At 60.4% G+C, this 21,389-nt stretch carries 21 protein-coding genes and 2 pseudogenes; 13 read left to right on the top strand and 10 right to left on the bottom strand.

The features are described 5' to 3' along the window. The 5 genes and pseudogenes from ACNAZS_RS26435 to ACNAZS_RS26415 all read right to left on the bottom strand — a co-directional run. On the bottom strand, positions 1-207 hold a 207-nt coding region (locus ACNAZS_RS26435), incomplete at its 3' end, for a hypothetical protein (protein WP_415793566.1). A 254-nt stretch (positions 208-461) separates the two neighbouring features. Next, positions 462-584 (bottom strand): annotated as a pseudogene (locus tag ACNAZS_RS26430) (LysR family transcriptional regulator); the annotation flags it as partial. Positions 585-628: 44 nt separating this feature from the next. After that, positions 629-1,600: a Bug family tripartite tricarboxylate transporter substrate binding protein gene (locus ACNAZS_RS26425; RefSeq protein WP_415793564.1), complete on the bottom strand. Its 972-nt coding sequence runs from the start codon at positions 1,598-1,600 to the stop codon at positions 629-631. Positions 1,601-1,945: 345 nt separating this feature from the next. Beyond that, complete coding sequence (locus tag ACNAZS_RS26420; protein WP_415793563.1) at positions 1,946-2,692, bottom strand: sulfite exporter TauE/SafE family protein; 747 nt, start codon at positions 2,690-2,692, stop codon at positions 1,946-1,948. A 95-nt stretch (positions 2,693-2,787) separates the two neighbouring features. Next, positions 2,788-3,699, bottom strand: coding sequence for a LysR family transcriptional regulator (locus ACNAZS_RS26415; protein WP_415793562.1), 912 nt, complete (start codon positions 3,697-3,699; stop codon positions 2,788-2,790). A 98-nt stretch (positions 3,700-3,797) separates the two neighbouring features. Here ACNAZS_RS26415 and ACNAZS_RS26410 point away from each other — a divergent pair, with 98 nt between their 5' ends. The 5 genes from ACNAZS_RS26410 (at position 3,798) to ACNAZS_RS26390 (ending at position 6,540) form a co-directional block, all read left to right on the top strand. Next, positions 3,798-4,253, top strand: coding sequence for an ester cyclase (locus tag ACNAZS_RS26410; protein ID WP_415793561.1), 456 nt, complete (start codon positions 3,798-3,800; stop codon positions 4,251-4,253). A gap of 187 nt (positions 4,254-4,440) precedes the next feature. Continuing rightward, a complete protein-coding gene (locus tag ACNAZS_RS26405) occupies positions 4,441-5,361 on the top strand; it encodes an NADP-dependent oxidoreductase (protein WP_415793559.1) in 921 nt (306 codons plus the stop codon). Positions 5,362-5,552: 191 nt separating this feature from the next. Then, positions 5,553-5,876 (top strand): ArsR/SmtB family transcription factor, encoded by a 324-nt coding sequence (locus ACNAZS_RS26400; RefSeq protein ID WP_415793557.1) that lies wholly within the window; start codon positions 5,553-5,555, stop codon positions 5,874-5,876. Between the two features lie 49 nt (positions 5,877-5,925). Further along, positions 5,926-6,012, top strand: coding sequence for a VOC family protein (locus ACNAZS_RS26395; protein ID WP_415793570.1), 87 nt, complete (start codon positions 5,926-5,928; stop codon positions 6,010-6,012). Next, positions 6,013-6,540, top strand: a complete 528-nt coding sequence (locus ACNAZS_RS26390; protein ID WP_415793555.1) for an SRPBCC family protein — start codon at positions 6,013-6,015, stop codon at positions 6,538-6,540. Between the two features lie 135 nt (positions 6,541-6,675). Here ACNAZS_RS26390 and ACNAZS_RS26385 read toward each other — a convergent pair whose 3' ends face one another. Next, on the bottom strand, positions 6,676-7,587 hold the full coding sequence (locus tag ACNAZS_RS26385; protein ID WP_415793554.1) for a LysR family transcriptional regulator: 912 nt from the start codon (positions 7,585-7,587) through the stop codon (positions 6,676-6,678). A 117-nt stretch (positions 7,588-7,704) separates the two neighbouring features. Here ACNAZS_RS26385 and ACNAZS_RS26380 point away from each other — a divergent pair, with 117 nt between their 5' ends. From ACNAZS_RS26380 to ACNAZS_RS26370, 3 genes are all read left to right on the top strand, one after another. Continuing rightward, positions 7,705-8,895: an MFS transporter gene (locus ACNAZS_RS26380; RefSeq protein ID WP_415793553.1), complete on the top strand. Its 1,191-nt coding sequence runs from the start codon at positions 7,705-7,707 to the stop codon at positions 8,893-8,895. 188 nt (positions 8,896-9,083) lie between these two features. Next, entirely contained in the window at positions 9,084-9,551 is a 468-nt protein-coding gene (locus tag ACNAZS_RS26375) for a (2Fe-2S)-binding protein (RefSeq protein ID WP_415793552.1), read from the top strand. Then, positions 9,548-11,902 (top strand): xanthine dehydrogenase family protein molybdopterin-binding subunit, encoded by a 2,355-nt coding sequence (locus ACNAZS_RS26370; protein ID WP_415793551.1) that lies wholly within the window; start codon positions 9,548-9,550, stop codon positions 11,900-11,902. Before ACNAZS_RS26375 ends, ACNAZS_RS26370 begins: the two co-directional genes overlap by 4 nt. Positions 11,903-11,968: 66 nt before the next feature. On the opposite strand, the gene ACNAZS_RS26365 is transcribed toward ACNAZS_RS26370, so the two are convergent. The 3 genes from ACNAZS_RS26365 to ACNAZS_RS26355 are packed head-to-tail and all read right to left on the bottom strand — an operon-like array spanning position 11,969 to position 13,739. Continuing rightward, entirely contained in the window at positions 11,969-12,751 is a 783-nt protein-coding gene (locus tag ACNAZS_RS26365; protein ID WP_415793549.1) for a 3-hydroxybutyrate dehydrogenase, read from the bottom strand. A 14-nt stretch (positions 12,752-12,765) separates the two neighbouring features. After that, entirely contained in the window at positions 12,766-13,536 is a 771-nt protein-coding gene (locus ACNAZS_RS26360) for an acetoacetate decarboxylase (RefSeq protein WP_415793548.1), read from the bottom strand. Between the two features lie 35 nt (positions 13,537-13,571). After that, positions 13,572-13,739, bottom strand: a complete 168-nt coding sequence (locus ACNAZS_RS26355; RefSeq protein ID WP_415793546.1) for a DUF3734 domain-containing protein — start codon at positions 13,737-13,739, stop codon at positions 13,572-13,574. Between the two features lie 274 nt (positions 13,740-14,013). Here ACNAZS_RS26355 and ACNAZS_RS26350 point away from each other — a divergent pair, with 274 nt between their 5' ends. From ACNAZS_RS26350 to ACNAZS_RS26325, 5 genes and pseudogenes are all read left to right on the top strand, one after another. Beyond that, the gene (locus ACNAZS_RS26350) at positions 14,014-14,976 is read left to right on the top strand and encodes an aldo/keto reductase (RefSeq protein WP_415793545.1); all 963 of its coding nucleotides are present in this window, start codon (positions 14,014-14,016) and stop codon (positions 14,974-14,976) included. A 118-nt stretch (positions 14,977-15,094) separates the two neighbouring features. Beyond that, on the top strand, positions 15,095-15,469 hold the full coding sequence (locus tag ACNAZS_RS26345; RefSeq protein ID WP_415793544.1) for a glutaredoxin family protein: 375 nt from the start codon (positions 15,095-15,097) through the stop codon (positions 15,467-15,469). Positions 15,470-15,968: 499 nt separating this feature from the next. Further along, positions 15,969-16,094, top strand: a pseudogene (locus ACNAZS_RS26340) (hypothetical protein); the annotation flags it as partial. Positions 16,095-16,483: 389 nt separating this feature from the next. Beyond that, positions 16,484-18,415, top strand: coding sequence for a glycine betaine ABC transporter substrate-binding protein (locus ACNAZS_RS26755; protein WP_460475496.1), 1,932 nt, complete (start codon positions 16,484-16,486; stop codon positions 18,413-18,415). Between the two features lie 71 nt (positions 18,416-18,486). Continuing rightward, positions 18,487-19,299: a betaine/proline/choline family ABC transporter ATP-binding protein gene (locus tag ACNAZS_RS26325; protein WP_415793567.1), complete on the top strand. Its 813-nt coding sequence runs from the start codon at positions 18,487-18,489 to the stop codon at positions 19,297-19,299. Positions 19,300-19,312: 13 nt separating this feature from the next. Here ACNAZS_RS26325 and ACNAZS_RS26320 read toward each other — a convergent pair. Then, positions 19,313-21,389, bottom strand: a 2,077-nt coding sequence (locus ACNAZS_RS26320; RefSeq protein WP_415793543.1) for a membrane-bound PQQ-dependent dehydrogenase, glucose/quinate/shikimate family, incomplete at its 5' end; no start/stop codon positions are given.

Below are 21,389 nucleotides of genomic sequence, written 5' to 3'. Positions count from 1 at the left end.
GCGATGCAAGTCTGCGTCCAGCGATAACGCCAGCGTTTCTCCCCGGTGGCTCGCCACGGCGGGCCGCGCCCGGTCATAGGGTAAGTCCAGTTGGTCGGGCAACCCCGATAGCCGGTCCTTCCAATAGCCCACTTGGCTGGCGATCACGCTCTGCGGATCGTCTTCGTCGCCCAAGATCTGGTGCTGCCACAACGGATCATTCGCCATAGACGCATCCTCGCTGAGACCCCTGAGATCCTTGCCGAAGCGCCGGCCAGCATCCATCGGAGGAACTGCCATGTAACAGAAAATGGATTCTTTCCGTTTACGGAAGCATGAGCGTACATCACTTCGGGTGTATCTCCCAGCAATCGAAGCCGCCGCATCCTCTAGATGGGCCTCACGAGAGATAGCGACGCCTGGGCTTGCTTTCTTTTTTTGTCTTACCCTGGTGTCCGAGCAGGCTGGGATATTGAACTGGTCTCGAGTTCCTGGATGCGCTTGGTGTTCGCCGATTGGGTGGTGTTGAGCCGCTCGGCCGCATTGGCAAAGCCTCCCAGTTGCACCACCCAATCGAGGGCTGCGATTTGCTTGACAGTCAGCACCATGACCGGGGCCTTGCGTTGCGTATCTGCCGCGTGGTCAACGCTTAGTCGACCGAGGCGCCAGACCGTTTCACGGCCTTGCCCCATTTTTCGATTTCGTTGTCGACAAAAACACTGCCGTCTTGCGGTGCGTAGACAAGCGGCTGGGCTCCGCGGTCGGCTAAAGCCTTGGCCATGGCCGGTGACCGCAAAATCGCGTTGATCTTCTGATTGAGATAGGCAACCACGTCATCGGGTGTTTTTGCCGGCGCGAAAATCATCGCCCAGCCTACCGCCTCGAAACCGGGCAGGCCTGATTCGGCCACGGTGGGCACGTCCGGCAATTGCGGCACGCGCTCACGCGTGGTCACCGCCAGCGGCACGGCCGCCTTCGATGCCACATGGGGCAGGGCGGCCGTGACCGAGTCCACCATCAGGGGCACATGGTTTCCCAGGAAGTCTGCCTGTGCCGGGCCGCTGCCCTTGTAGGGGATGTGGCGCAGCTCCACCTGCGCATCGGCCTTGAACATCTCGGCTGACAGGTGCTGCGTGCCGCCGATGCCGGCGCTGGCGTAGGCCAGTTCATTGGGCTTGGCCTTGGCCTGCTTGATCAACTGGGGCAGTGAGCTGATACCGCTTTGCGGCGTGGCCAGGAAGATCAGCGGCACGGTAAAGATGCCGCCCACAGGTTTGAAATCGTTCTTCAGTGAATAGCCCGGGTTGCTGTAGAGCGTCTGGTTGACCGCCGCGGCGCTGCCGCCCACTACCAGGGTGTAGCCGTCGGGGGTGGCGCGGCTGACGAACTGCATGCCAATATTGCTGCCGGCGCCGGCCTTGTTCTCGACCACGACGGGTTGGCCTATTTCCTTGGCCAACTGTTCGGCCACCATGCGCGCAAAAATATCGGTCGCCTGGCCAGGCGGGAAGGGCACGACCAGATTGACGGGCCGTTCGGGATAAGCGGCGTGGGCAACCCCCGCGGCACTGAGAAAGAGACTGGCTACCAGGCCGGTCAGGCCCTTGAGTCGCTGCGACATAAAACACCTTTCTTCGAAACTTTTGATGAAATGCTCTGGTATGCATCAGAACGATGCCGCAACGCTGGGTATGGCCGGGCCTGGTCCAGGGTCTGCCGCCCGCTCGTGGGCAAGTTCGGCAGACCAGCAGATATAGGTAATGCGGCAGCGGGGTCACCTTGCCAGCATTGAGGGATTGTAGCCAGTGCGGAGGGGCAGATGCTCTGCCAGGCAGGATATTGGACAGGCCCTTGCTGAGTTGATGAAATGCAGAGAGGGTCCTACGAGAGAGATCGGTACATAAGTCCGTGCAAACCGACGTCGCCTCTTTGCCGCCGGGTCATGGGTTCCGTCTGGCGAGGCGGCTTACAACAATAAGATGACGCCGCGCGCCAGAAGTGCTCCGCCAGTACCTAGCAAAACGAGATAGAGAGCGCGCAGAAAACGCGGCCGATCCAGTTTGTGCGCGATCTTGTTGCCGATGAAGACACCCAGCACCATTGCGGGCAGCAGGACCAGCGAAAGCCCGACCACCTGCCAGTCGGAATACTTTCCCGCCACGGCAAAGAGCGCGACCCGGATGACCGCACTGATGGCGATGAGGCAGGTCTGGCTTGCCCGTATCACAGTCGGATCGTCGATCCTGCGCGTTAGATAGATGGCATACAGCCATGCGCCCGCGCCAAACATTGCGCTTAACGCGCCGCCCGAAAAACCGTACCACCACGCCCATCCGGCACGTAGCGGTCGCCGCCGGGGCCGCGTCAGCATGCCGCGCAAGGCATAGAGGACGACAAATGCGCCAAGCAGCACCATCAGCGCCGTCAAGGGCACGACGATGAGCAGGTAGGCCCCCGCAATCAGGCCTAGCATCAGTGCCGGCAGCAGGCGCAAGACTTCCGATTTCTCCACCTTTGAGCCTAGTTTCAAACCGTTGCCGGTCGAGGCGGCGAGATCGAGGAGGGCTTGGGCGGGAATCAACGTGGGCAGCGGCACCACTTGCGCCACGATGGGAGCCGAGATGAGCGTCGTCCCGAATCCGACCATGGCGAAGACCGTGTACGCGGCGATGAATGTTGGCGCTGCGACGAGGATCGTTTCGAGATCAGGCATCCGGTGGCTAAGGTAATCGGGGCAAGCGCGAAGTGTACTGCTTCGTCTTGAGCTGCCGTGGCGATGAAATCAGTGGCAACCGGATCAGCAGATCGTCACAACGATGCGGCATGCGCGGCGATAAATTCCCTGAACCATAGTTGGGCAGGATGAGCGTCGCCGCGTCTATGCCAGATCAGGTCGAATATGACTTCGGGTAATGCGATAGGCGGCGGGAATAGCACCAGCTTGCGACCGACTGGCGAGTGCAATGCAACCCGCTTCATCACCGTGGCCGTCATGCTTGTTCGAGCTACGACGGCCGGCACGGCGAACATATGCGGCAGCGTCAGCGCGAGCTTGCGCTTCTTGCCTTGTTGCGCGAGGGCCTGATCCACGAGCCCGTACATCTCTCCTTCCGGAGACACGAGAACGTGGGGCAACGCCAGGAAGGTCTTCATGCTCATCCCGCGCCTGGCCGCTTGGTGGTCGCTGGCGATGATCGTGACGAACTCGTCCCGAAGCACGGGGCGTGTCAGTATCCGGCCATCGGCATGCGTGGGTGGCACGCCGATGGCCGCATCGATCGTGCCAGCATCTAGCAGATCGACCGCATGATCCCGGTTGTTGAATGCATGCACGTTCACCGACACGCCCGGCGCCTTCTTTCCAAGCGCCTGCAGCAGCGAAGGCAGCAGCACGAAGGCCGGGTAGTCAGAAAGCCCCAGCTTGAATGTCAACGACGCCTTACCCGGCACGAATTCGGGTTTCTTTACCAGCGTGGTTTCGATCTGCCGCAACGCTTGCGAAATCGGCTCGGCCAGGTCCCGTGCGCGCGGCGTGGGCAGCAGGCCGTCGGCGCTGCGCAGAAACAGCGGGTCGCCGAAGAGTTTGCGCAACCGCGACAGGGCCGCGCTCATGGCCGGCTGGCTGACCCCGACCTGAGTGGCGGCGCGGGTCACGTTGCGCTCGTTCATCAGGGCGTCGAAGGCCACGAGCAGATTCAAGTCGATACCGTGAAAATCCATAGAACGAATAAATCTATATATGGGTTATTTGTTGGACGGATTGTAATGCCGCGAGCAGAATCTGTGCCATCACCAATCACCCATCCACGGTCAAGACTATGAGTACATCCGACACAGGCCTCTCCGATCGGCTTCGCGCAGAGCGCTTGGCGGTGGAAACGTTCTATCGCGCCTTCAGTGACCGGAACCCCGATTTAGTAGACGAAGTCCTCGCGCCTACGTGGGATGACATTCCGCTGGCGCCTGGGCAAGGCCCTGGGCCGGAAGGCGTCAAGTCCATCATCCGCAGCGTCGTGCAGGCATTCCCGGACGTTCGCGTCACCGTCCACGACATGGTCCAGGAGCCCGGCAAGATTGGCGTTCGCGCCGAGATCAGTGGCACCCATCGGGGAGAACTCTTCGGCATCGCTCCCACGGGCAAGAAGGTGAGCTTCCGCCTGCACGAGTTCCACATGCTCGACGGCAAGCGTGTGACCACGACGTGGCACATGGAGGATTGGTTTGGTCTGTTCCTCCAACTCGGGCAGTTCCCGCCGCCAGCCAAAAAAGAATGAGGTCCTTGTGTTGAAACCGATTTTTCCAGTGCTGCTTGCTGTGGCGCTTGTGGCCGATCCTGTCGGCGCCTTGGCGCAGGAGAATGCAGCAGCGACTGCACTGTTTTAGCGGATTTTGTTGGCAGCCATAGTTTTTCGCCATCGTCAACAACCCATTCGCGTTCACAAACACCCAGGAATCGCATCCATGAAAACTGTTCTTATCAATGCTTTCGGCAGCCCCGATGTTGTCACGATCGGCGAAGCCAGCCTGCGTAATCCACAACCCCACGATGCCGTCGTTCGCGTCGAAGTGGCCGGTATCAACCCGCTGGACCTGAAGATCATCGCTGGCTATATGCAGCACGTCTTCCCGGTCGAGTTTCCCTATGCACCGGGCACGGACTTCAGCGGCGTGGTCGAGGCGACCGGCGCGCAGGTGACAGGCCTGAAGCCGGGCGATCGCGTGGTGGGACGTGCCGCGCCCAACACGGGTGGTGCGTTCGGAACGAGTCTGGTGATAACCGCCGCGGATTTGTGCCTGATTCCGGCGGAGATGAGCTTCGAGCAGGCGGCAGCCATGCCGACCGCGTTCGGTACTGCCCGGCAAGGCCTCTTCGATGTTGGCCATCTGCAACGCGGAGAACGGGCTCTGATTCATGCGGCGGCGGGTGGTGTCGGCAGCATGGCCGTCCAGCAGGCCCATCATGCGGGCGCCTATGTCGTCGCCACGGCGTCTGCCGGGAACATCGAACTGGTGAAGAGCCTGGGTGCGGACGAGGTCATCGACTACCGTACCCAGGACTTCGCCCAGATGCGCGACATTGATCTGGTGCTCGACACCATTGGCGGCGAGACGCTGGAAAAGTCGTGGTCGGTGCTTCGCGCTGGTGGGCGCATTGCTAGTTTGGTGGAGTTCGGCATTCAGCCCAAGGACGGGCACAAGGGCGAGTTCGTGTTCTTCGCGAGCGCGACCCCCTTCCTGCCGGAAGCGATCCGACAGTTCCAGGACGGCCAACTCCAGATCATCACCGACTCGATCTTCCCGCTGGACGAAGCGCGTTCGGCGTTGGAGAAACTAGCCACCGGACATGCACGCGGCAAAGTCCTTATCCGCTTGAGCAACTGATGCTCGGAGCCTCGGCGTGACACAAGACAAGCATCAACGTCAGTCCTCGGCATGGAAGGTCCTGGTGGCTTCGCGGGTCTCGCAAACATCATTGAGGTTTGTCATCGTTGATCTTTTTCCGGAAGGGGCACGATAAAATACATTAAACCAATTGGTTGATAATAGCGTCATGGCACTTTATACTAAACCACATGGTTGAAAAACGGCTCGATATGACGTTCACGGCGCTTGCCGATCCGACCCGGCGCGCAATGCTGGCGGATCTGATGCTGGGCGAAAAGTCGATTGGTGAACTTGCCGCGCCTCACAGAATGAGCTTCGCGGGCGCCGCCAAACACGTTGCCGTGCTCGCACGTGCGGGCCTGATTGAACGGCGCAAGGTAGGGCGGCAGCAATTGTGCAGATTCAACGCCAGCCAGCTGAAGGACGCCAGCGATTGGCTCAGGCAATGGGAACGATTCTGGACCGCTCGCCTCGACGCGCTGGAGGCCGTATTGAAGGAAGACCCCGAATAATCGCCACACGACATCTGATGTCAGGCGCCAACCCATATCGAGGTATCTGATGACGATAGGTCAGCGGTTCGGCTGGTTGAATGATCGGTTCGGCGTATCTTGGCAATTGAATCTTGTCGATGAAGGGAGAGCCTAAATGGCAGACATCATTACCCCTGACACTTTGCGTTTCGAGCGCTTGCTCGATGCTTCGGTGGAAAAAGTCTGGCGATATCTGATCGATCCCGAGCTACGTGCGCGGTGGTTCATGGCCGGGCCGTCCGAGCTGAAAGTGGGCGGCAGTTTCGGCCTGACGATGGATCACGACAATCTGTCTGACGAGGATGTGGCCACACCGGAAAAATACCGACCCTACCTCGGCAAGAGCTGGGCAGAACACATCACACGGTATGAACCGCCGCATCTCCTTGCCATTACCTGGGAGGGCGGCGATGGCGGTGAGGTCACTTTTGCATTGACCGCCGAAGGCAGCAAAACCCTACTGGTGTTGACTCACACAGGTTTGCGGGGCCGCGACGATGCTGTCAATTTCGGCGGTGGATGGCATTCGCATCTTGCTGTACTCGAGAGGCGTATCAGGGGGGAGGCCGTCACCAACTTTTGGGCACTCCATGCACAGGCCGAGGAGGTGGTCGAGAAAACGCTGAGGCAGACCCACACGTGATGAATGGTCTGTCGCTATCGCACTCGACCGGCTGCACGTGAGTGAGGGAGCCATTTCCGTAGGGTCACCTCTGCGGGATGACCGGAGCCCGCGAAATGACGAAACACCTTAACGCCAATGCAGGTTGGACAATACTCAGTCGATCCGCAACGATCCAGCCAGCAGATTCAGCATGGTATCGACCTTCGGCAGCAACTGCTTGGCTAGCGGCCACACCAGATTTAGCGGCAGGCCATCGGTGGTTAATTTCGGCAGGATTTCCACTAGCTCGCCGCGTTGCAGTTCATCCCGCACGAGCCACGTTGCCAGCTGCGCGACGCCGCAGCCAGCCGTGACTGCGCTGACCTGAGCTTCGCCGCTGCCGACGATGATGCGGCCTGCTTCCACCGTCCGGCGTTCGGCTGGCCCCGCATCCTGGGCGATGAGCCACGGGCTGGTGCTGCCATCAGCTTTGCCGTACAGAATGGCATCGTGGCGGAGCAGATCGGTGACGGACGCGGGCGTGCCGTAACGTACCAGGTAGCTGGGCGCGGCGCAGAAAATCAGCCGTTCGCTGCCCAGGTAACGATGTCCTAACGTGGCCGGCCAATGATCGGGGCCGCCGATGCGCACGGCCACGTCGATGCCTTCGTCGATCAGATCGACGAAGCGGTCCGTGAACGATACATGGGGACGTAAGTGGGGATGCTGCCCGACGTATTGCAGCAGTAGCGGCCAGACTTGCAGGCGTCCGAATGCGGCAGGCGCGTCCAGCCGCAGCCGACCCACCGGCTCGGACCGATGGGTGGCCAGCACGGCTTCGGCTTCCTCCAGCTCAGCCAATACTCTCACGCAGGTGCGATAGAACGCCGCTCCGGCGTCGGTAATCGACAGGGTGCGCGTCGTGCGCTCGAACAGCCGAGTGCCCAGGCGGGCTTCCAGGCGAGCCACGCTCTTGCTGACGGCGGAGTTCGTCAGGTGCAGCCGTTCGGCGGCGGCGGTGAAGCTGCCTGCATCTGCCGTGGCCACGAAGGCTTCGATACCTTTAAGACGTTCAGAAGGAATCATGGGTTCTCGCAATTATAGAATTTAATTCAATAGTAATAGGAATAAATGCCAAAAATAAGATTATTAATCTCTAATAAGCTGGAGGCCTTCCGTTGAATTGCGCTGGAGCTTCCTCTCATGACTTCTGTCGATGCGACGTTATCCGTCGTACCCCCTGTTGCTGCCCGTGGGCGCGGGTCAATAGCTATCCTGGCCGTGGCGGCGTTCGTCATCGTCACCACCGAGTACCTGATCGTCGGCTTGCTGCCAGGCCTGGCGCGAGACATGAACCTCTCGATTTCCGCCGCCGGGCAGCTGGTCACGCTGTTCGCTTTCACCGTGATGCTGTTTGGGCCGGTGCTGACCGTGCTGCTCTCGCATTTCGAGCGCAAGCGCTTGTTCGTCATCATTTTGCTGATCTTCACGGCGGCCAATGCCCTGGCGGCCGTGGCGCCGAACATTTGGGTGCTGGCCATTGCCCGGTTCATTCCGGCGCTGGTGCTGCCGGTATTCTGGGGTACCGCCAGCGAAACGGCCGGGCAACTGGTGGGGCCGCAGCGCGCCGGGCGTGCTGTGTCCCAGGTCTATCTGGGGATATCGGCCGCGCTGTTGTTCGGCATTCCGCTGGGGACGCTGGCCGCGGATGCTATTGGCTGGCGCGGCACATTCTGGATCTTGTCGGGCTTGTCGTTTTTGATGGCGGTGCTGACACTGGCGTTCATGCCCACCGTGGCCCGCCCACAGCGGCTGCGCATCGCCGAGCAGACCCGCATCCTCAAGGACCCGCGCTTTGTGGCCAATGTGGCGCTGTCGGTAGTCGTGTTCACGGCGATGTTCACGGCCTACACCTATCTGGCCGACATGCTGGAGCGTATCGCCGGTGTGGCGCCTGCGCAGGTGGGTTGGTGGCTGATGGGGTTTGGTGCCATCGGTCTGGTGGGCAATTGGCTAGGCGGGCGTTTGGTGGATCGCAGTCCGCTGGGAGCGACGGTAGCCTTCACCGTGTTGCTCGGCGTCGGTATGGCGGCCAGCGTACCGTTGGCAGGTTCCTACGGCTGGCTTGGTCTGTCACTGGCGTTGTGGGGCATCGCCTATACGGCCTTGTTTCCGATTTGCCAGGTACGGGTAATGAAGGCGGCGACTCACGCGCAGGCGCTGGCTGGCACCTTGAACGTGTCGGCTGCCAATGCAGGCACCGGCTTGGGGGCGATCATCGGCGGCCTGGCGATCTCGCAATGGGGCCTGGGAAGCATTGGCTATGTGGCTACTGGCATTGCGGTGGCGGCTGTGCTCATGGTGGCGTGGATCGCGCGGCTCAAGTCGCACTGAAGTCGGCGAACATTAGACTCACGATGCCGCTCAGACTGCGATTGGCGTTGAGCAACTCGTTCGGCATGGGGGCAATAACGCGGTGCTGGTCTTGCGGTGGGTGGCGTAAACGGGTAGTAGCTTGCCGAGGGGGGCTTGCGCTAGTATGAGCGTCGTCTACACCTAGTTTTTTAGCCTAAGGAGCCCCCATGGCCAGTTTGACGATCAACGGCAAGCCCCAAGACGTAGATGCCCCCGATGACATGCCCCTGCTGTGGGTCATTCGGGACCGCCTGGGGATGACAGGAACCAAATTCGGCTGCGGCATGGCCATGTGCGGTGCCTGTACGGTGCACCTGGATGGCCAGCCCATCCGTTCCTGTATTACGCCCATTTCGGCGGCGACTGGCAAGCAGATCATCACGATCGAGGCCGTGGGCGAAGATGAAGTGGGCCGCGCCGTACAGCAGGCATGGACCGAGATCGGTGTGCCGCAATGCGGATACTGCCAATCGGGCCAGATCATGTCCGCAACGGCCCTTATCAAAAGCAATCCCGCACCGACCGACGCGGATATCGACGCGGCCATGAGCGGCAATATCTGCCGCTGCGGCACCTATCCGCGCATACGCGCCGCCATCAAACAGGTTGCCGTCTCCCAGGGAGCCACCAAATGAGCGGATTTTCCCGGATGTTCCCACAAGTTCCCGCCGCCCAAGCGTCCGGGTTTGTTGGCGAGTTGCCTGTTTCGCCGGCCCGCCGCGATTGGCTGAAGGCCGCTGGCGCGCTGACCGGACTGGTCCTTTCCGTAGGTGCCGCCGGTATCGTGCGCGCGGCCGACACGGCCGGCAAGGCCGAGAAGAAATACGGTGCCGACGGCATGCCGCATGGCACGGTGGACGATCCGCACGTATTCGTGTCGATTGGCACCGATGGCATCGTGACCATCATCGCGCATCGCGCCGAAATGGGCACGGGCGTCCGCACTGGTCTGCCCATGGTGGTCGCCGATGAACTCGAGGCCGACTGGAGCAAGGTGCGCGTCATCCAGGCGCCGGGTGATGAGCCCCGCTATGGCAACCAGGACACTGACGGTTCGCGCAGCACCCGTCATTTTTTCCTGCCTATGCGCCGCGTGGGTGCCGCCGCGCGCAGCATGCTTGAGGCGGCCGCTGCCAAGCAATGGGGCGTGCCGGCCGACGAAGTCGTGACGCGTAATCATGAAGTCATGCACGAGAAAACCGGGCGCAAGCTGGGTTTTGGCGAACTGGCCGAGGCCGCCGCGGCGCTGCCGGTGCCGGCTGTCGACACGTTGCGGCTGAAGACGCCCGAGCAGTTCCGCTATATAGGCAAGCAGAGCACGCGCAACGTCGATATCCAGGATATCGTCACGGGCAAGACGCATTTCGGTATCGATACGCGCCTGGACGATATGCTGTATGCCTCGGTGGCACGGCCAGCGGTGCTGGGCGGCAAGGTCAAGCACTACAACGCCGATGCCGCCATGAAAGTACCGGGCGTCGTCAAGGTGGTTGAGATCCCGGCCGGGCCCACGCCGCCGGTGTTCGCGCCGCTGGGCGGTGTGGCCGTGATTGCCAAGGATACCTGGGCCGCGTTGAAGGGCCGTCAGGCGCTCGAGATCGAATGGGACGACGGCCCCAACGCCAGCTACGATTCCGACGTCTTCCACAAGACCATGAGTGAGGCCGCAAGCAAGCCTGCCAAGGCGGTGCGCAACGACGGCGATGCCATGAAGGCGCTGGCTGACGCGGCCCAGCGTATTCAGGCCGAATACTACTTGCCGCACCTGGCGCATGCTTCTATGGAGCCGCCGGCGGCTTGCGCCCGCGTGGCCGATGGCAAGTGCGAAGTCTGGGCCTGTGTGCAGTCGCCCTACGGCACGCGCGAGAACGTGGCCACGCAGCTGGGCATGGACATCGCGGCCGTTACCGTGCACCAGACCTTGCTGGGCGGTGCCTTCGGCCGCAAGTCGAAGTCGGACTTCGTCGTCGAGGCCGCCTTGCTGTCGCGCGCCATGGACGGCAAACCGGTAAAAGTGACCTGGTCACGAGAAGACGACATTACCAACGATTATTTCCATACCGTGTCGGTCGAGCGGCTGGAGGCCGGCGTCGATGCACAGGGCAAGGCCGTGGCGTGGCTGCATCGCACCGCGGCGCCTACCATCGGTTCTACCTTTGTTGCCAATGCGCAGGGCCAGCAGCCTTTCGAACTGGGCATGTCGGCGGTGAACATTCCGTTCGCCATTGCCAATTTCCGCGTCGAGTCGGTGCCGGTGCCGGCGCATACGCGCATAGGTTGGTTTCGTTCCGTGTCGAACATTCCGCATGTCTTCGCGGTGCAAAGCTTCGTGGCCGAAATGGCCCACACGCTCAAGCGGGATCCGCGTGATTATCTGCTGGAACTGATCGGGCCGCCACGCAAGATCTCGCCCGCGGATATGTCCGATGACTGGAATTACGGCGAATCACCCGTGGTCTATCCGCTGGATACAGGGCGCATGCGGCATGTTATCGAGGTGGCGACCCGCGAGGCAGGCTGGGGACGCAAGCTCGAACCGGGCCGTGGGCTGGGGCTGGCGGTGAGCTATAGCTTCGTGACCTACATCGCCACGGTGGTGGAAGTCGAAGTCGGCAAGGACGGCGGCCTGGTGGTGCACCAAGTGCATGTGGCTGTGGATTGCGGACCGCAGGTGCATCCCGACCGCGTGCGGGCACAGACCGAGGGCGCCTGCATCATGGGCCTGAGTCTGGCCACGCGCAGCGAGATCTCGTTCTCCAAGGGGCGTACCAACCAGACCAACTTCCACCAGTATGAAGTCACGCGGATGTCCGAATCGCCGCGCGACATCAAGGTGCATGTGGTCGAGCACGGTTTCGATGTGCCGCTGGGCGGGGTGGGCGAACCTGCGGTTCCGCCTTTTGCGCCGGCATTGTGCAATGCAATTTTTGCCGCCACCGGCAAGCGCATCCGCAGTCTGCCTATCCGCGACCAGCTCAAGGCCTGATGGCCGCCACCAACTGGTGGAAAACTTTCCTGACGTTCGCTCTTTGGCGAACGTCAGGAAAGCGGCTTACTGCATGAACCAGCCGTGACTGACGACCAGCGACTGACCCGTCAGGGCGTTGTTCTTGGCGCCGGCAAAGAACAGCACGGCGTCGGCCACATCATCGATAGTCGTGAATTGACCGTCGACGGTGTCCTTGAGCATGACGTTTTTAATGACTTCATCTTCGGTGATGCCGAGCGCTTCTGCCTGCTCGGGAATCTGCTTGTCCACCAGCGGCGTACGCACGAAGCCCGGGCATACGACATTGGCGGTGACGTTATGCTCCGCGCCTTCTTTGGCCAATACTTTAGCCAGGCCAATTAGGCCATGCTTGGCCGTAACGTAGGGCGCCTTGAGCTTGGAGGCCTCTTTGGAATGCACTGATCCCATGTAGACCACGCGGCCATAGTTGGCCGCGTACATGTGCTTGAGGCAAGCGCGGGTGGTGAGAAAAGCGCCGTCAAGGTGGATGGAGAGGAGTTTCTTCCAATCGGCAAAGGGAAAGTCGACTAATGGTTTGACGATCTGGATGCCCGCATTACTGACGAGTATGTCGATCTTGCCATATTTGGCGATGACGTCATCAGTACCTTTCTCTACCTGTGCCTCGTCGGTCACGTTCATTGCCACTGCAAAGGCATCGGCACCCGTTGCCCGGATTTCCTCGGCGGTTGCGGTGGCGGTCTCCAGGTTGAGATCGGCAATGATCGGGATACCGCCTTCGGCGGCAAAGCGGATTGCGATTTCTTTGCCGATACCACTAGCGGCGCCGGTGATGAGGCCAACTTTTCCGTCAAAACGACTCATGATGCAGTTTCCTTTCAAGTATGGGAAATTTCGTCGGCCAGGTAGTCGTGCACCACCTCGCCGAGGCCGAGCGTCAAGTCGGCAATGTAATGGGTGGCGGAGACGATCTCGCGCACCGGCAGACGAGCGACGTCGCACATGGCGTGCTCGAACAACTGCAAGGCACCCGGTCCTTCCCAGGCCCCCTTGAGCGTGACGTCTTCCGTGTAATAGCGTACCAGTTCACAAATGCGCGGTGTGCAGTCGACATGCGGGATGATCTTGATCATGAAGGCAGGCTTGCCCATCGCCTTGGCAATGGGTGCCAAATCAAGCTCGCGATGCTTATAGCCCATGGTGGCGGTGACACAAAGCACCGAGCCGTAATGCAGAGTGCCCACCAGGGTTTCTTGCTCGTGCCGCAGCTTGGGGGTGGCCAGCTTCTTGGGAAAACCCCAGATCTCGCGGCCACCGGCGATCGGCGAGTTATCGTCCAGATACATGGCGTGCACGTAGCCGCCTTCCTGCACCTCGCCGGACGGTGTCGTGAAACGTACCGGAATCACCTGTCCTGTTTCCGTATAGTCGCCAAACCCAGTGGAATCCGGCATGCGGATGAACTCGTAAGACACGGTATCGCCCGCGACCTCTAAGGGTTCGGGGACCACCTCCCGAAGGCGTTCAGGGTCAGTTCGGTAATTGACGACAAAGAACTCGCGGTTATAAAACTTATAAGGCGGTTTCGGATATGCGGGATCGTTCAACGGCATGGCAAAAGCTTTGGCGCGCACGTCAGCAAGTTTCACGATAATTTTTCCTGTCGATGGACGAGTGGTCAGTTTTAAACAAGCATGAGCGGCATCAACGCGTCTTCGTAACCCGAGGCCCGGTGTTCTTCCAGGGCGGCCCGCGAGAACTCGTTGTCTTTGTTGTCGCCTCCGTCGCCCTTGGCGCGATACATCAGGTGGGCGATGTTGTAGACCTTATCGCCGGCTGCGATGCTACGCACTCAAAGGGGTGTTTGTCGTCACAGGGTGCTCCAAGCTAAGGGAACCCAAATGTAACTTTTTTATAGCAAACTAGTATCTCTTTTTTGTGACGGTGCTTTTAATAGGTGGATTTTGCAGTCTCGGCTTTGCCGTGACGATAACCCCTATCTCGTTTAATTTGGGATTTGGCGTTAGACGATAGCACTGACCGATCGGTATGTCGCTATTTTCTTGACAGTCGCTGTCAGCCTTGCATAATCGTTGCTGTCATTAGCTCTTGTTGATCCACCTATCATGACTTTTGCTCTGCGCTCGCTCGGTCGTTCGTCGCTTGAGGTATCGCCGCTGTGCTTTGGCGGCAATGTTTTCGGCTGGACAGTGGACGAACCCACTAGCTTTTCTCTACTGGATGCCTGGATCGACGCAGGTATGAATTTTGTCGACACCGCGGACGTGTACTCGCGCTGGGCCCCTGGCCACCAGGGCGGCGAATCTGAAACTGTGATCGGCAAATGGCTGCGTCAGTCCGGCAAGCGTGACCAACTCGTGCTCGCCACCAAGGTGGGCAAAGAGATGGGCGAAGGCAAGGTCGGCCTGCGTCCCGAATACATCCGCGAGGCCGTCGATGCATCGTTGCGTCGCCTGCAGACGGACTATATCGATCTCTACCAGTCGCACGATGACGATACGGACGTGCCACTCGAAGACGTGCTGGGTACCTTTGGCGATTTGATCCAGCAAGGCAAGGTACGCGCCATCGGTGCCAGTAACTACAGCGCACCGCGCTTGGCCGAGGCATTGCAGACCAGCCAGAAACATGGTCTGGTACGTTACGAAAGCCTGCAGCCGCTCTACAACCTGTACGACCGTGCGGTGTTCGAAAAGGAACTGCAGCCGCTGTGTGTCGAGCAACAGGTCGGCGTCATCAACTTCTATGCCCTGGCCGCGGGTTTCCTGACCGGAAAATATCGTACGCTGGCCGATGCCGACAAGAGCGCACGCGGCGCCAAGACCACCAGTGTGTACCTGAATGAGCGTGGCCTGCGCATTCTCGACGCGCTGGACACGGTGGCGCAGCATGTGGGTGCGCAGCCTAGCGAAGTGGCTATCGCCTGGGTGATGCGCCAGTCCGCTATCGCCGCGCCGATTGCCAGCGCCACCAGCCTAGCCCAACTGCAATCGCTTATCCGTGCGGCACAGCTGCAACTGGACGATACAGCCATGGCCACGCTCAACCAGGCCAGCGCTGAAAGCTGATCGGTAATAGCGGGCAATTCAGTTCAGTTCGCAAAGTCCGCTCTACGGGTATGCAGGCCGGGGACACCTCAGCAGCGAGTAGACTAGCCGCTTCTCTTTACGTTTCGAGTCCATATCCATGCTTGTCAAAGCCCTACGTGTCGGTCTAGGTCAATTGATTGTATTTGGCGACGCACTGACGCGTCCGCGCCCACAGCAGCGTTCAGCACAAGGCCAGGCTGCGGTAAACAAGGAAGCGGCTGCGCTCTCGCTCTATCAATTTCAGGCTTGCCCGTTTTGCGTCAAAACGCGACGCGCCATCCATCGCCTGAACGTGCCAGTGTCACTGCACGATGCCAAGCACGATCAGCAGGCACGCGAACAACTGCTGGCAGGAGGAGGCAAAATAAAGGTGCCTTGTCTGCGTATCGAGGAAGCGGGCGGTACGCGCTGGCTATACGAGTCCAACGATATCATTGCCTACCTTGAACAGCGCTTCGCTAGCGTGGCCTGACCGGGGATCGTCGACTTGACGCGGCTGATTCGGCGACTGGCAATGACGCTATGCACGGTGAGCGTACTGTCGGGATGTGACACCTCGCTTCCTCCGCCACCTGCTGGATCGAGGTTCACCGCCGAGACAATCGCGACGCGCGGAACACCCTCGGAACAACAGTTTAAAGGTACGCTGGCGGGTAAACCTATTCACTTACTCGTCAATGATTGCAAAGTCTATAAAGTGGACGCTGCCGAGGGCGAAAATGTGAGATGGACATTGGTATTAGAGGGGGGGTTTTATCCGCTACCAACCTCCTGCATTCGCCAATCGCTCGCTGCCGGGAAAGGCTTTGTGACGGCTGTTATTGGGCGCCAGGCGTTCGGCGCAGGTGGTTGTTGCACCGGCCGCCCTGAGTATCGTTCGACCGACGGGCTGACGTGGGAGCCGCACTGACCGCCAATCGCGCTATCCCACCAGACGAGGGTCCGATTCAGGATTCAGGGAGCGCAACAGACAGTGCGCCATGGCCCGGGATCTGATCAACAATCGTTGCTTTGCCGGTGGCGATGTGACGCATCGAAATGAGGCGATCGATGCATGGAACGGCGTGGCTAGATGCGAAGCCAGGATGACACCATGAACGACGAACAGGCAGAATGCTGGTATAGAGCAAGAAGACTTGGACCTGCCGCATTCGATCCAGAGTCTGGGCGAAGACCAACACCGGGCCATTGCCGCAACCCTGAGGTATATCAGTGATAATTTCGAGAGCGGCTTCGGCCCGCTCGATAAAGCCAAATATGCCTTGGACCTGTATGGGTCCCGTTATCTGGACTGACTTAAAAAGGCGGGGCAGATGCCATCCATGACAACACCGATAGCGACACTGGTGGTCAAGGTGGGTGGACCCACGGCCTAGGTGTAATGACGATTGCACGCCTTTTCGGTGTTCGTCGTGGCACATTTCCATGCTACGGTCGGTATGTGCACATCGTGCGAACGACATCACGGACATTGATGGGAAAAATCGTGGCAAAAGGACGAATGCGCGGATTGAGGGTTTTTCTCTGCATGTGTTTGCTGGGACTGGCAAGCCTGCCGGCCATGGCGCAGCAGACCCCATGCAACGCCGGGCATCCTGTCAAGCTGGCCGACCAAACCTGGGAAAGCGCGACATTTACGATGCATGTCGTCAAGGCCCTGCTCGAGACCGCCTACGGCTGCAAAACGGAAGTCGTACCCGGCACGCCGGCGGCCACCGAGTCCGCGCTCGCACAAAACGACCTGCAAATCATCGCCGAGATATGGTCTGGACGCTCGCCCATCATCGAAAAGGCAGCCAAGGCGGGTGATGTCAGGGTCGTGGGCGACACACTGCAGGGCGGGGCGCAGCAGGGTTGGTACGTGCCGGACTATGTGGTGCATGGCGACAGTACGCGTGGCATCGAGGCGGTTGCCCCGGAGCTGAAGTCCTGGCGCGACCTGCCGCGCTACAAACAGCTTTTTCGTGATCCGGAAGACCCATCCAAAGGTCGTTTTCTGAATTGCCCGTCGGGCTGGGTTTGTGAGCAAACCAACAGCCGCCTGCTAGAAATTCATGAGCTGAACGACGATTACACCAATTTTCGCGCCGGTACCGGCGCTGCGCTGGACTCGGCTATCAGCGCGGCTTATGACCGTGGGGTACCGATTCTCTTCTATTACTGGCAGCCAGCGGGCCTGATGGCGAAATACAAATTTGCCAAGGTGGAGCAGGATGCGTTCAACCAGGAGTGCTGGGACACGATCGTGAGCGGTCAGGGCACGCTGTGCTCGTCCGATTTTTTGACGGCCAAATTGGGGATAGGGGTATCAACGCCATTTGCGCAGGCAAATCCTGAGATCGTCGCCTTTCTGGAGCGGTTGAGTTTCCAGGCGCCTCTGCTCAACAAAATGGTGCTGGACATGACTGAGTCGCGTGCTGAAGGGCGAGATATCGCGACCCGCTTTCTGCGAGACAACCCCGATATCTGGCACGCCTGGCTACCCGCCGATGCAGCGGCCCGAGCCGACGCCGCGCTGGATCTGACGCAACCGACGGCCGCTGGGCGGGGCATTTTCCCTGACTGGTCCGTGGCGGAGTTCGTGAACCAGCGCTTGGTCGCGATCGTCAAGCACTACGGCGAGAGTTTGCGTAAAGTGAGTGAAGTCATCCTCACGAAGGTACTGTTGCCTGTGGAACGCCTGATGCAGGCCATTCCCGCTTGGCTCTTTCTTGCCTTTGTGGCCGTGCTTTCGTGGCATGGCACGCGTAAGACGTTGCCCACGATCCTATATGTCATCTGCTTGTATGCCATAGGCGCGGTGGGCCTGTGGGACAAACTGATGCAGACGTTCTCGCTGGTGCTCGTGTCGACCGTGTTTTCCATCATTGTCGGGATTCCGATAGGTATCCTGGCCGCAGGCAGCAAGGTGCTGCGCCGGGTGCTGACACCCGTACTCGATGTGATGCAGACGCTTCCCAGTTTTGTGTACCTGATACCCGTGCTGATGCTGTTCGGGCTGGGCAAGGTGCCGGCCTTGTTTGCGACCATTATCTATGCCATTCCACCCCTGATACGCCTGACAATACTGGGGCTGCATCAGGTTGACCGCAATGTGATGGAAGCGGCACAGTCGTTTGGCGTGACGCGCTGGCAGATGCTGCTCAGAGTGACATTGCCGCTAGCCCGTCCGAGCATTATGGCTGGCATTAACCAGACCACCATGATGGCACTGGCCATGGTCGTGGTCGCGTCCATGATCGGGGCGCGCGGGCTCGGCGAGGACGTGCTGGCGGGCATACAGACACTCGATGTCGGGCGTGGCCTGCAGGCCGGCGTGGCCATCGTGATATTGGCTATTATCATTGATCGCATTACCCAGGCATATGGGCGCCCGCGCCGGCGGCGCCAAGCCATGCGGCAACAGGAGGGCAAGTGACCAGCGACACATCCACCACCTCGTATGCCACGCAAGCCCGGCCGCCGGAGTTTGCCTCTGATGCGGTCAAGATCCAGATCAATAGCGTCTACAAGGTCTTCGGGCGCAACGAGGCGCGGGCGCTGGAGATGCTCAGGCAGGGGGCCGACAAAACCACCGTGCAGTCTGAAACCGGTGCCAATGTTGGTTTGGCCGGTGTGGATGCACAGATCCCTACTGGCCAGATCACCTGCATCATGGGCCTGTCGGGATCGGGAAAATCCACGCTGGTGCGGCATCTGAACCGGCTCATTGATCCTTCGGCCGGTGAGATATTGGTGGACGGTGAGAACATCCTTTCCCTGAGCATGCCCGCACTGCGTGAGTTGAGGCGCCACAAGATCAGCATGGTCTTTCAGAGCTTTGGGTTGCTGCCTCATATCAATGTGCTGGATAACGTCGCCTTTGGCCTCAGCGTCCGTGGCGAGTCTCGGACGCGGGCCCGTGATACGGCGCGGCAATGGTTGGCGCGCGTGGGCCTGGAGGAATACGAGAAAAATTACCCCGATGAACTTTCAGGCGGCATGCGCCAGCGGGTGGGCTTGGCGCGAGCGCTGGCAATCGATGCTGAGGTGCTGTTAATGGATGAGGCCTTCTCGGCGCTCGATCCCCTCATTCGCTATGACATGCAGGACCAATTGCTGGCGCTGCAGCAACGCCTGCGCAAGACGATTGTATTCATCACGCACGACATTGAAGAGGCCCTGCGCCTGGGCCAACACATCATCATTCTGCGGGACGGGAAAGTGGAGCAGATAGGCTCGCCTGAAGACATCCGCAACTGCCCCATCAACGAATACGTCGAACGCTTCGTGATCAGGCGAGCGGACTCAGCGGCAGACTGAGCCGCACCGACCATCAGTCCGGCAGGGCATAGGCCACCAGATAGTCTCCCATCTTCGTACCGAACGAGCCATGACCGCCGGCCATGACAACCACAAATTGCTTGCCGTCGACGGCGTAGGTCATCGGCGTGGCTTGGCCGCCCGCGGGCAGACGTCCTTCCCAAAGAAGCGTGCCATTGCTGACGTCGAAAGCGCGCAGGTAGTTATCCTGTGTGGCAGCGACGAACATCAGATTGCCGGCAGTGGAGATGGGACCGCCCAGGCCTGGCACGCCGATCTTTAACGGCGGCAACTGGAACAAGTGCGGCAGGCTGTCGCGAATGGTGCCGATACGTTTTTTCCACACGATCTGGTGGCTCTGCAGATCCACGCCAGCGACGTAACCCCAAGCGGGCGCCTTGCACGGTAGACCCAGCGGCGACAGGAACGGATTCAGCTCTACACCGTACGGCGTACCGTACATCGGCTGCACACCGCTTTCCGTGCCTGCTCCTTTTTCCTTATGAGGCCGGTTCGCGTCTTCAGGTATGAGTTTGGAGACGAAGGGCAGGCCGATCGGGTTCATCAGCGCCACCTGGCGATCCCGGTTTACCGACATGCCGCCCCACTCGAACACGCCCAGGTTGCCTGGAAACACCAACGTGCCGTTCTCGGAGGGCGGCGTGTAGATCCCGTCGTAGTTCAGGCGCTTGAATATCACACGGCACATGAGCTGGTCGAGCATGGTGGCGCCCCACATGTCCTTGTCGGTGAGCTTTTCTTGCGGCGCGAGGTTCAGGTCCGAGAACGGTTGCTTGGGTGCGTAATGCTCATCCCGGGTTTGCGGGCCGCGTGCCACGCTTTGCGGCACGGCTTTTTCCGTCACCGGTACGACGGGCTGGCCAGTGCGGCGATCAAGCACGAACACGTTGCCGGTTTTGGTGAGGACATAGATCGCCGGCACGGTCTGGCCGTTTGCCAGCGTGACGTCCATGAGCGAGGGTTGTGCCGGCACGTCCATGTCCCACAGGTCGTGGTGTGTCGTCTGAAAGTGCCAGATGAGGCGGCCGGTGGTGGCGTCGAGCGCCAGCATGGCGTTGGCATAACGCTCCTTCAGTGGGTCGCGGTCACCCCCCCAGATGTCAGGGGTGCCCACGCCGGTCGGAACGTAGACGACGTCGGACTGCGCATCGTAGGCCAGCGGTGCCCAGGCGTTGGGTGAATTGTGCACGAAGGTCGTCGATTCGCCCGGCATGGCGTTCGGGTCTTGCGCACCGGTGTCGAACACCCATTTCAGCGCCCCAGTGCGTACGTCGTAGCCACGAATCACGCCAGACGGTTCTTTGTCGGAGAGGTTGTCCGTCACCGAGCCGCCTATGATGATCGTCGTCGAGGTCACCACCGGCGGCGAGGTCGGGTTGTAGCCCCCGGGATAGGCGTGGGGCATGCTCTTTTGCAGATCGATTTCTCCGTCGTCGCCAAAGTCACTGCATTTCTGGCCGTCGTCGGCGTTCACCGCGATCAGGCGGCCGTCGTTGACGGGCAACAGCAACTTGCGGGGGCAGACGGTGGACGCGTTGCTATCGGCCTTGGCCAGGCTGCCCGGGAAACGGTCGGTGTTGCCCGCATCGTGGTAGGACACGCCGCGGCAGGTCAGATGCTGGAAGGTCTTGTCTGATTTCAGCTTCGGGTCGTAGCGCCATAGGCGCTTGCCGGTGGCAGCGTCGAGCGCGTCGAGAAACTGATGAGGTGTGCACAGGAATAGCTTGTCGCCGATCTTGATGGGCGTGACTTCGTTGGTGGTTTCGCCAGAGTCGTTCTCGGTGCGAAAGTCGCCCGTGCGATAGGTCCATGCCACTTGTAGAGCTTTGGCGTTCTTGTCGTTGATCTGCGCGAGCGGGGAATAGCGTACGCCGCCTTCAGTGCGCCCGTAGGACGGCCAGTCCTCATCGGCCACACCGGGCACGGGCTGTGCTTGGGCCGGCTGCGCGCGGCTCAGCGTGCCATTGATTTCCTGCGGGTCGTTGAATATGCCGTAGCCCAGCACCGCCAGCATGCCCGCCATGATCGCACCGATGGCGGCTTTGGCGGGTCGCGGGGGCGGGGCGCCC

The organism is Bordetella tumulicola, assembly GCF_965138755.1.
Classification (GTDB): Bacteria; Pseudomonadota; Gammaproteobacteria; order Burkholderiales; family Burkholderiaceae_B; genus Bordetella_A; species Bordetella_A tumulicola.
The sequence above is the reverse complement of the archived record's forward strand: the minus strand, read 5'-3'. Positions and strand labels throughout refer to the sequence as shown.

What these genes read in the sequence shown, in the direction of transcription:
- ACNAZS_RS26420 (WP_415793563.1), bottom strand. Translation starts at nt 2,692, where the DNA reads ATGCCTGATCTCGAAACGATCCTCGTCGCAGCGCCAACATTCATCGCC.
- ACNAZS_RS26375 (WP_415793552.1), top strand. Translation starts at nt 9,084, where the DNA reads ATGGCCAGTTTGACGATCAACGGCAAGCCCCAAGACGTAGATGCCCCC.
- ACNAZS_RS26400 (WP_415793557.1), top strand. Translation starts at nt 5,553, where the DNA reads ATGGTTGAAAAACGGCTCGATATGACGTTCACGGCGCTTGCCGATCCG.
- ACNAZS_RS26395 (WP_415793570.1), top strand. Translation starts at nt 5,926, where the DNA reads ATGACGATAGGTCAGCGGTTCGGCTGGTTGAATGATCGGTTCGGCGTA.
- ACNAZS_RS26385 (WP_415793554.1), bottom strand. Translation starts at nt 7,587, where the DNA reads ATGATTCCTTCTGAACGTCTTAAAGGTATCGAAGCCTTCGTGGCCACG.
- ACNAZS_RS26410 (WP_415793561.1), top strand. Translation starts at nt 3,798, where the DNA reads ATGAGTACATCCGACACAGGCCTCTCCGATCGGCTTCGCGCAGAGCGC.
- ACNAZS_RS26380 (WP_415793553.1), top strand. Translation starts at nt 7,705, where the DNA reads ATGACTTCTGTCGATGCGACGTTATCCGTCGTACCCCCTGTTGCTGCC.
- ACNAZS_RS26390 (WP_415793555.1), top strand. Translation starts at nt 6,013, where the DNA reads ATGGCAGACATCATTACCCCTGACACTTTGCGTTTCGAGCGCTTGCTC.
- ACNAZS_RS26345 (WP_415793544.1), top strand. Translation starts at nt 15,095, where the DNA reads ATGCTTGTCAAAGCCCTACGTGTCGGTCTAGGTCAATTGATTGTATTT.
- ACNAZS_RS26350 (WP_415793545.1), top strand. Translation starts at nt 14,014, where the DNA reads ATGACTTTTGCTCTGCGCTCGCTCGGTCGTTCGTCGCTTGAGGTATCG.
- ACNAZS_RS26425 (WP_415793564.1), bottom strand. Translation starts at nt 1,600, where the DNA reads ATGTCGCAGCGACTCAAGGGCCTGACCGGCCTGGTAGCCAGTCTCTTT.
- ACNAZS_RS26370 (WP_415793551.1), top strand. Translation starts at nt 9,548, where the DNA reads ATGAGCGGATTTTCCCGGATGTTCCCACAAGTTCCCGCCGCCCAAGCG.
- ACNAZS_RS26415 (WP_415793562.1), bottom strand. Translation starts at nt 3,699, where the DNA reads ATGGATTTTCACGGTATCGACTTGAATCTGCTCGTGGCCTTCGACGCC.
- ACNAZS_RS26365 (WP_415793549.1), bottom strand. Translation starts at nt 12,751, where the DNA reads ATGAGTCGTTTTGACGGAAAAGTTGGCCTCATCACCGGCGCCGCTAGT.
- ACNAZS_RS26405 (WP_415793559.1), top strand. Translation starts at nt 4,441, where the DNA reads ATGAAAACTGTTCTTATCAATGCTTTCGGCAGCCCCGATGTTGTCACG.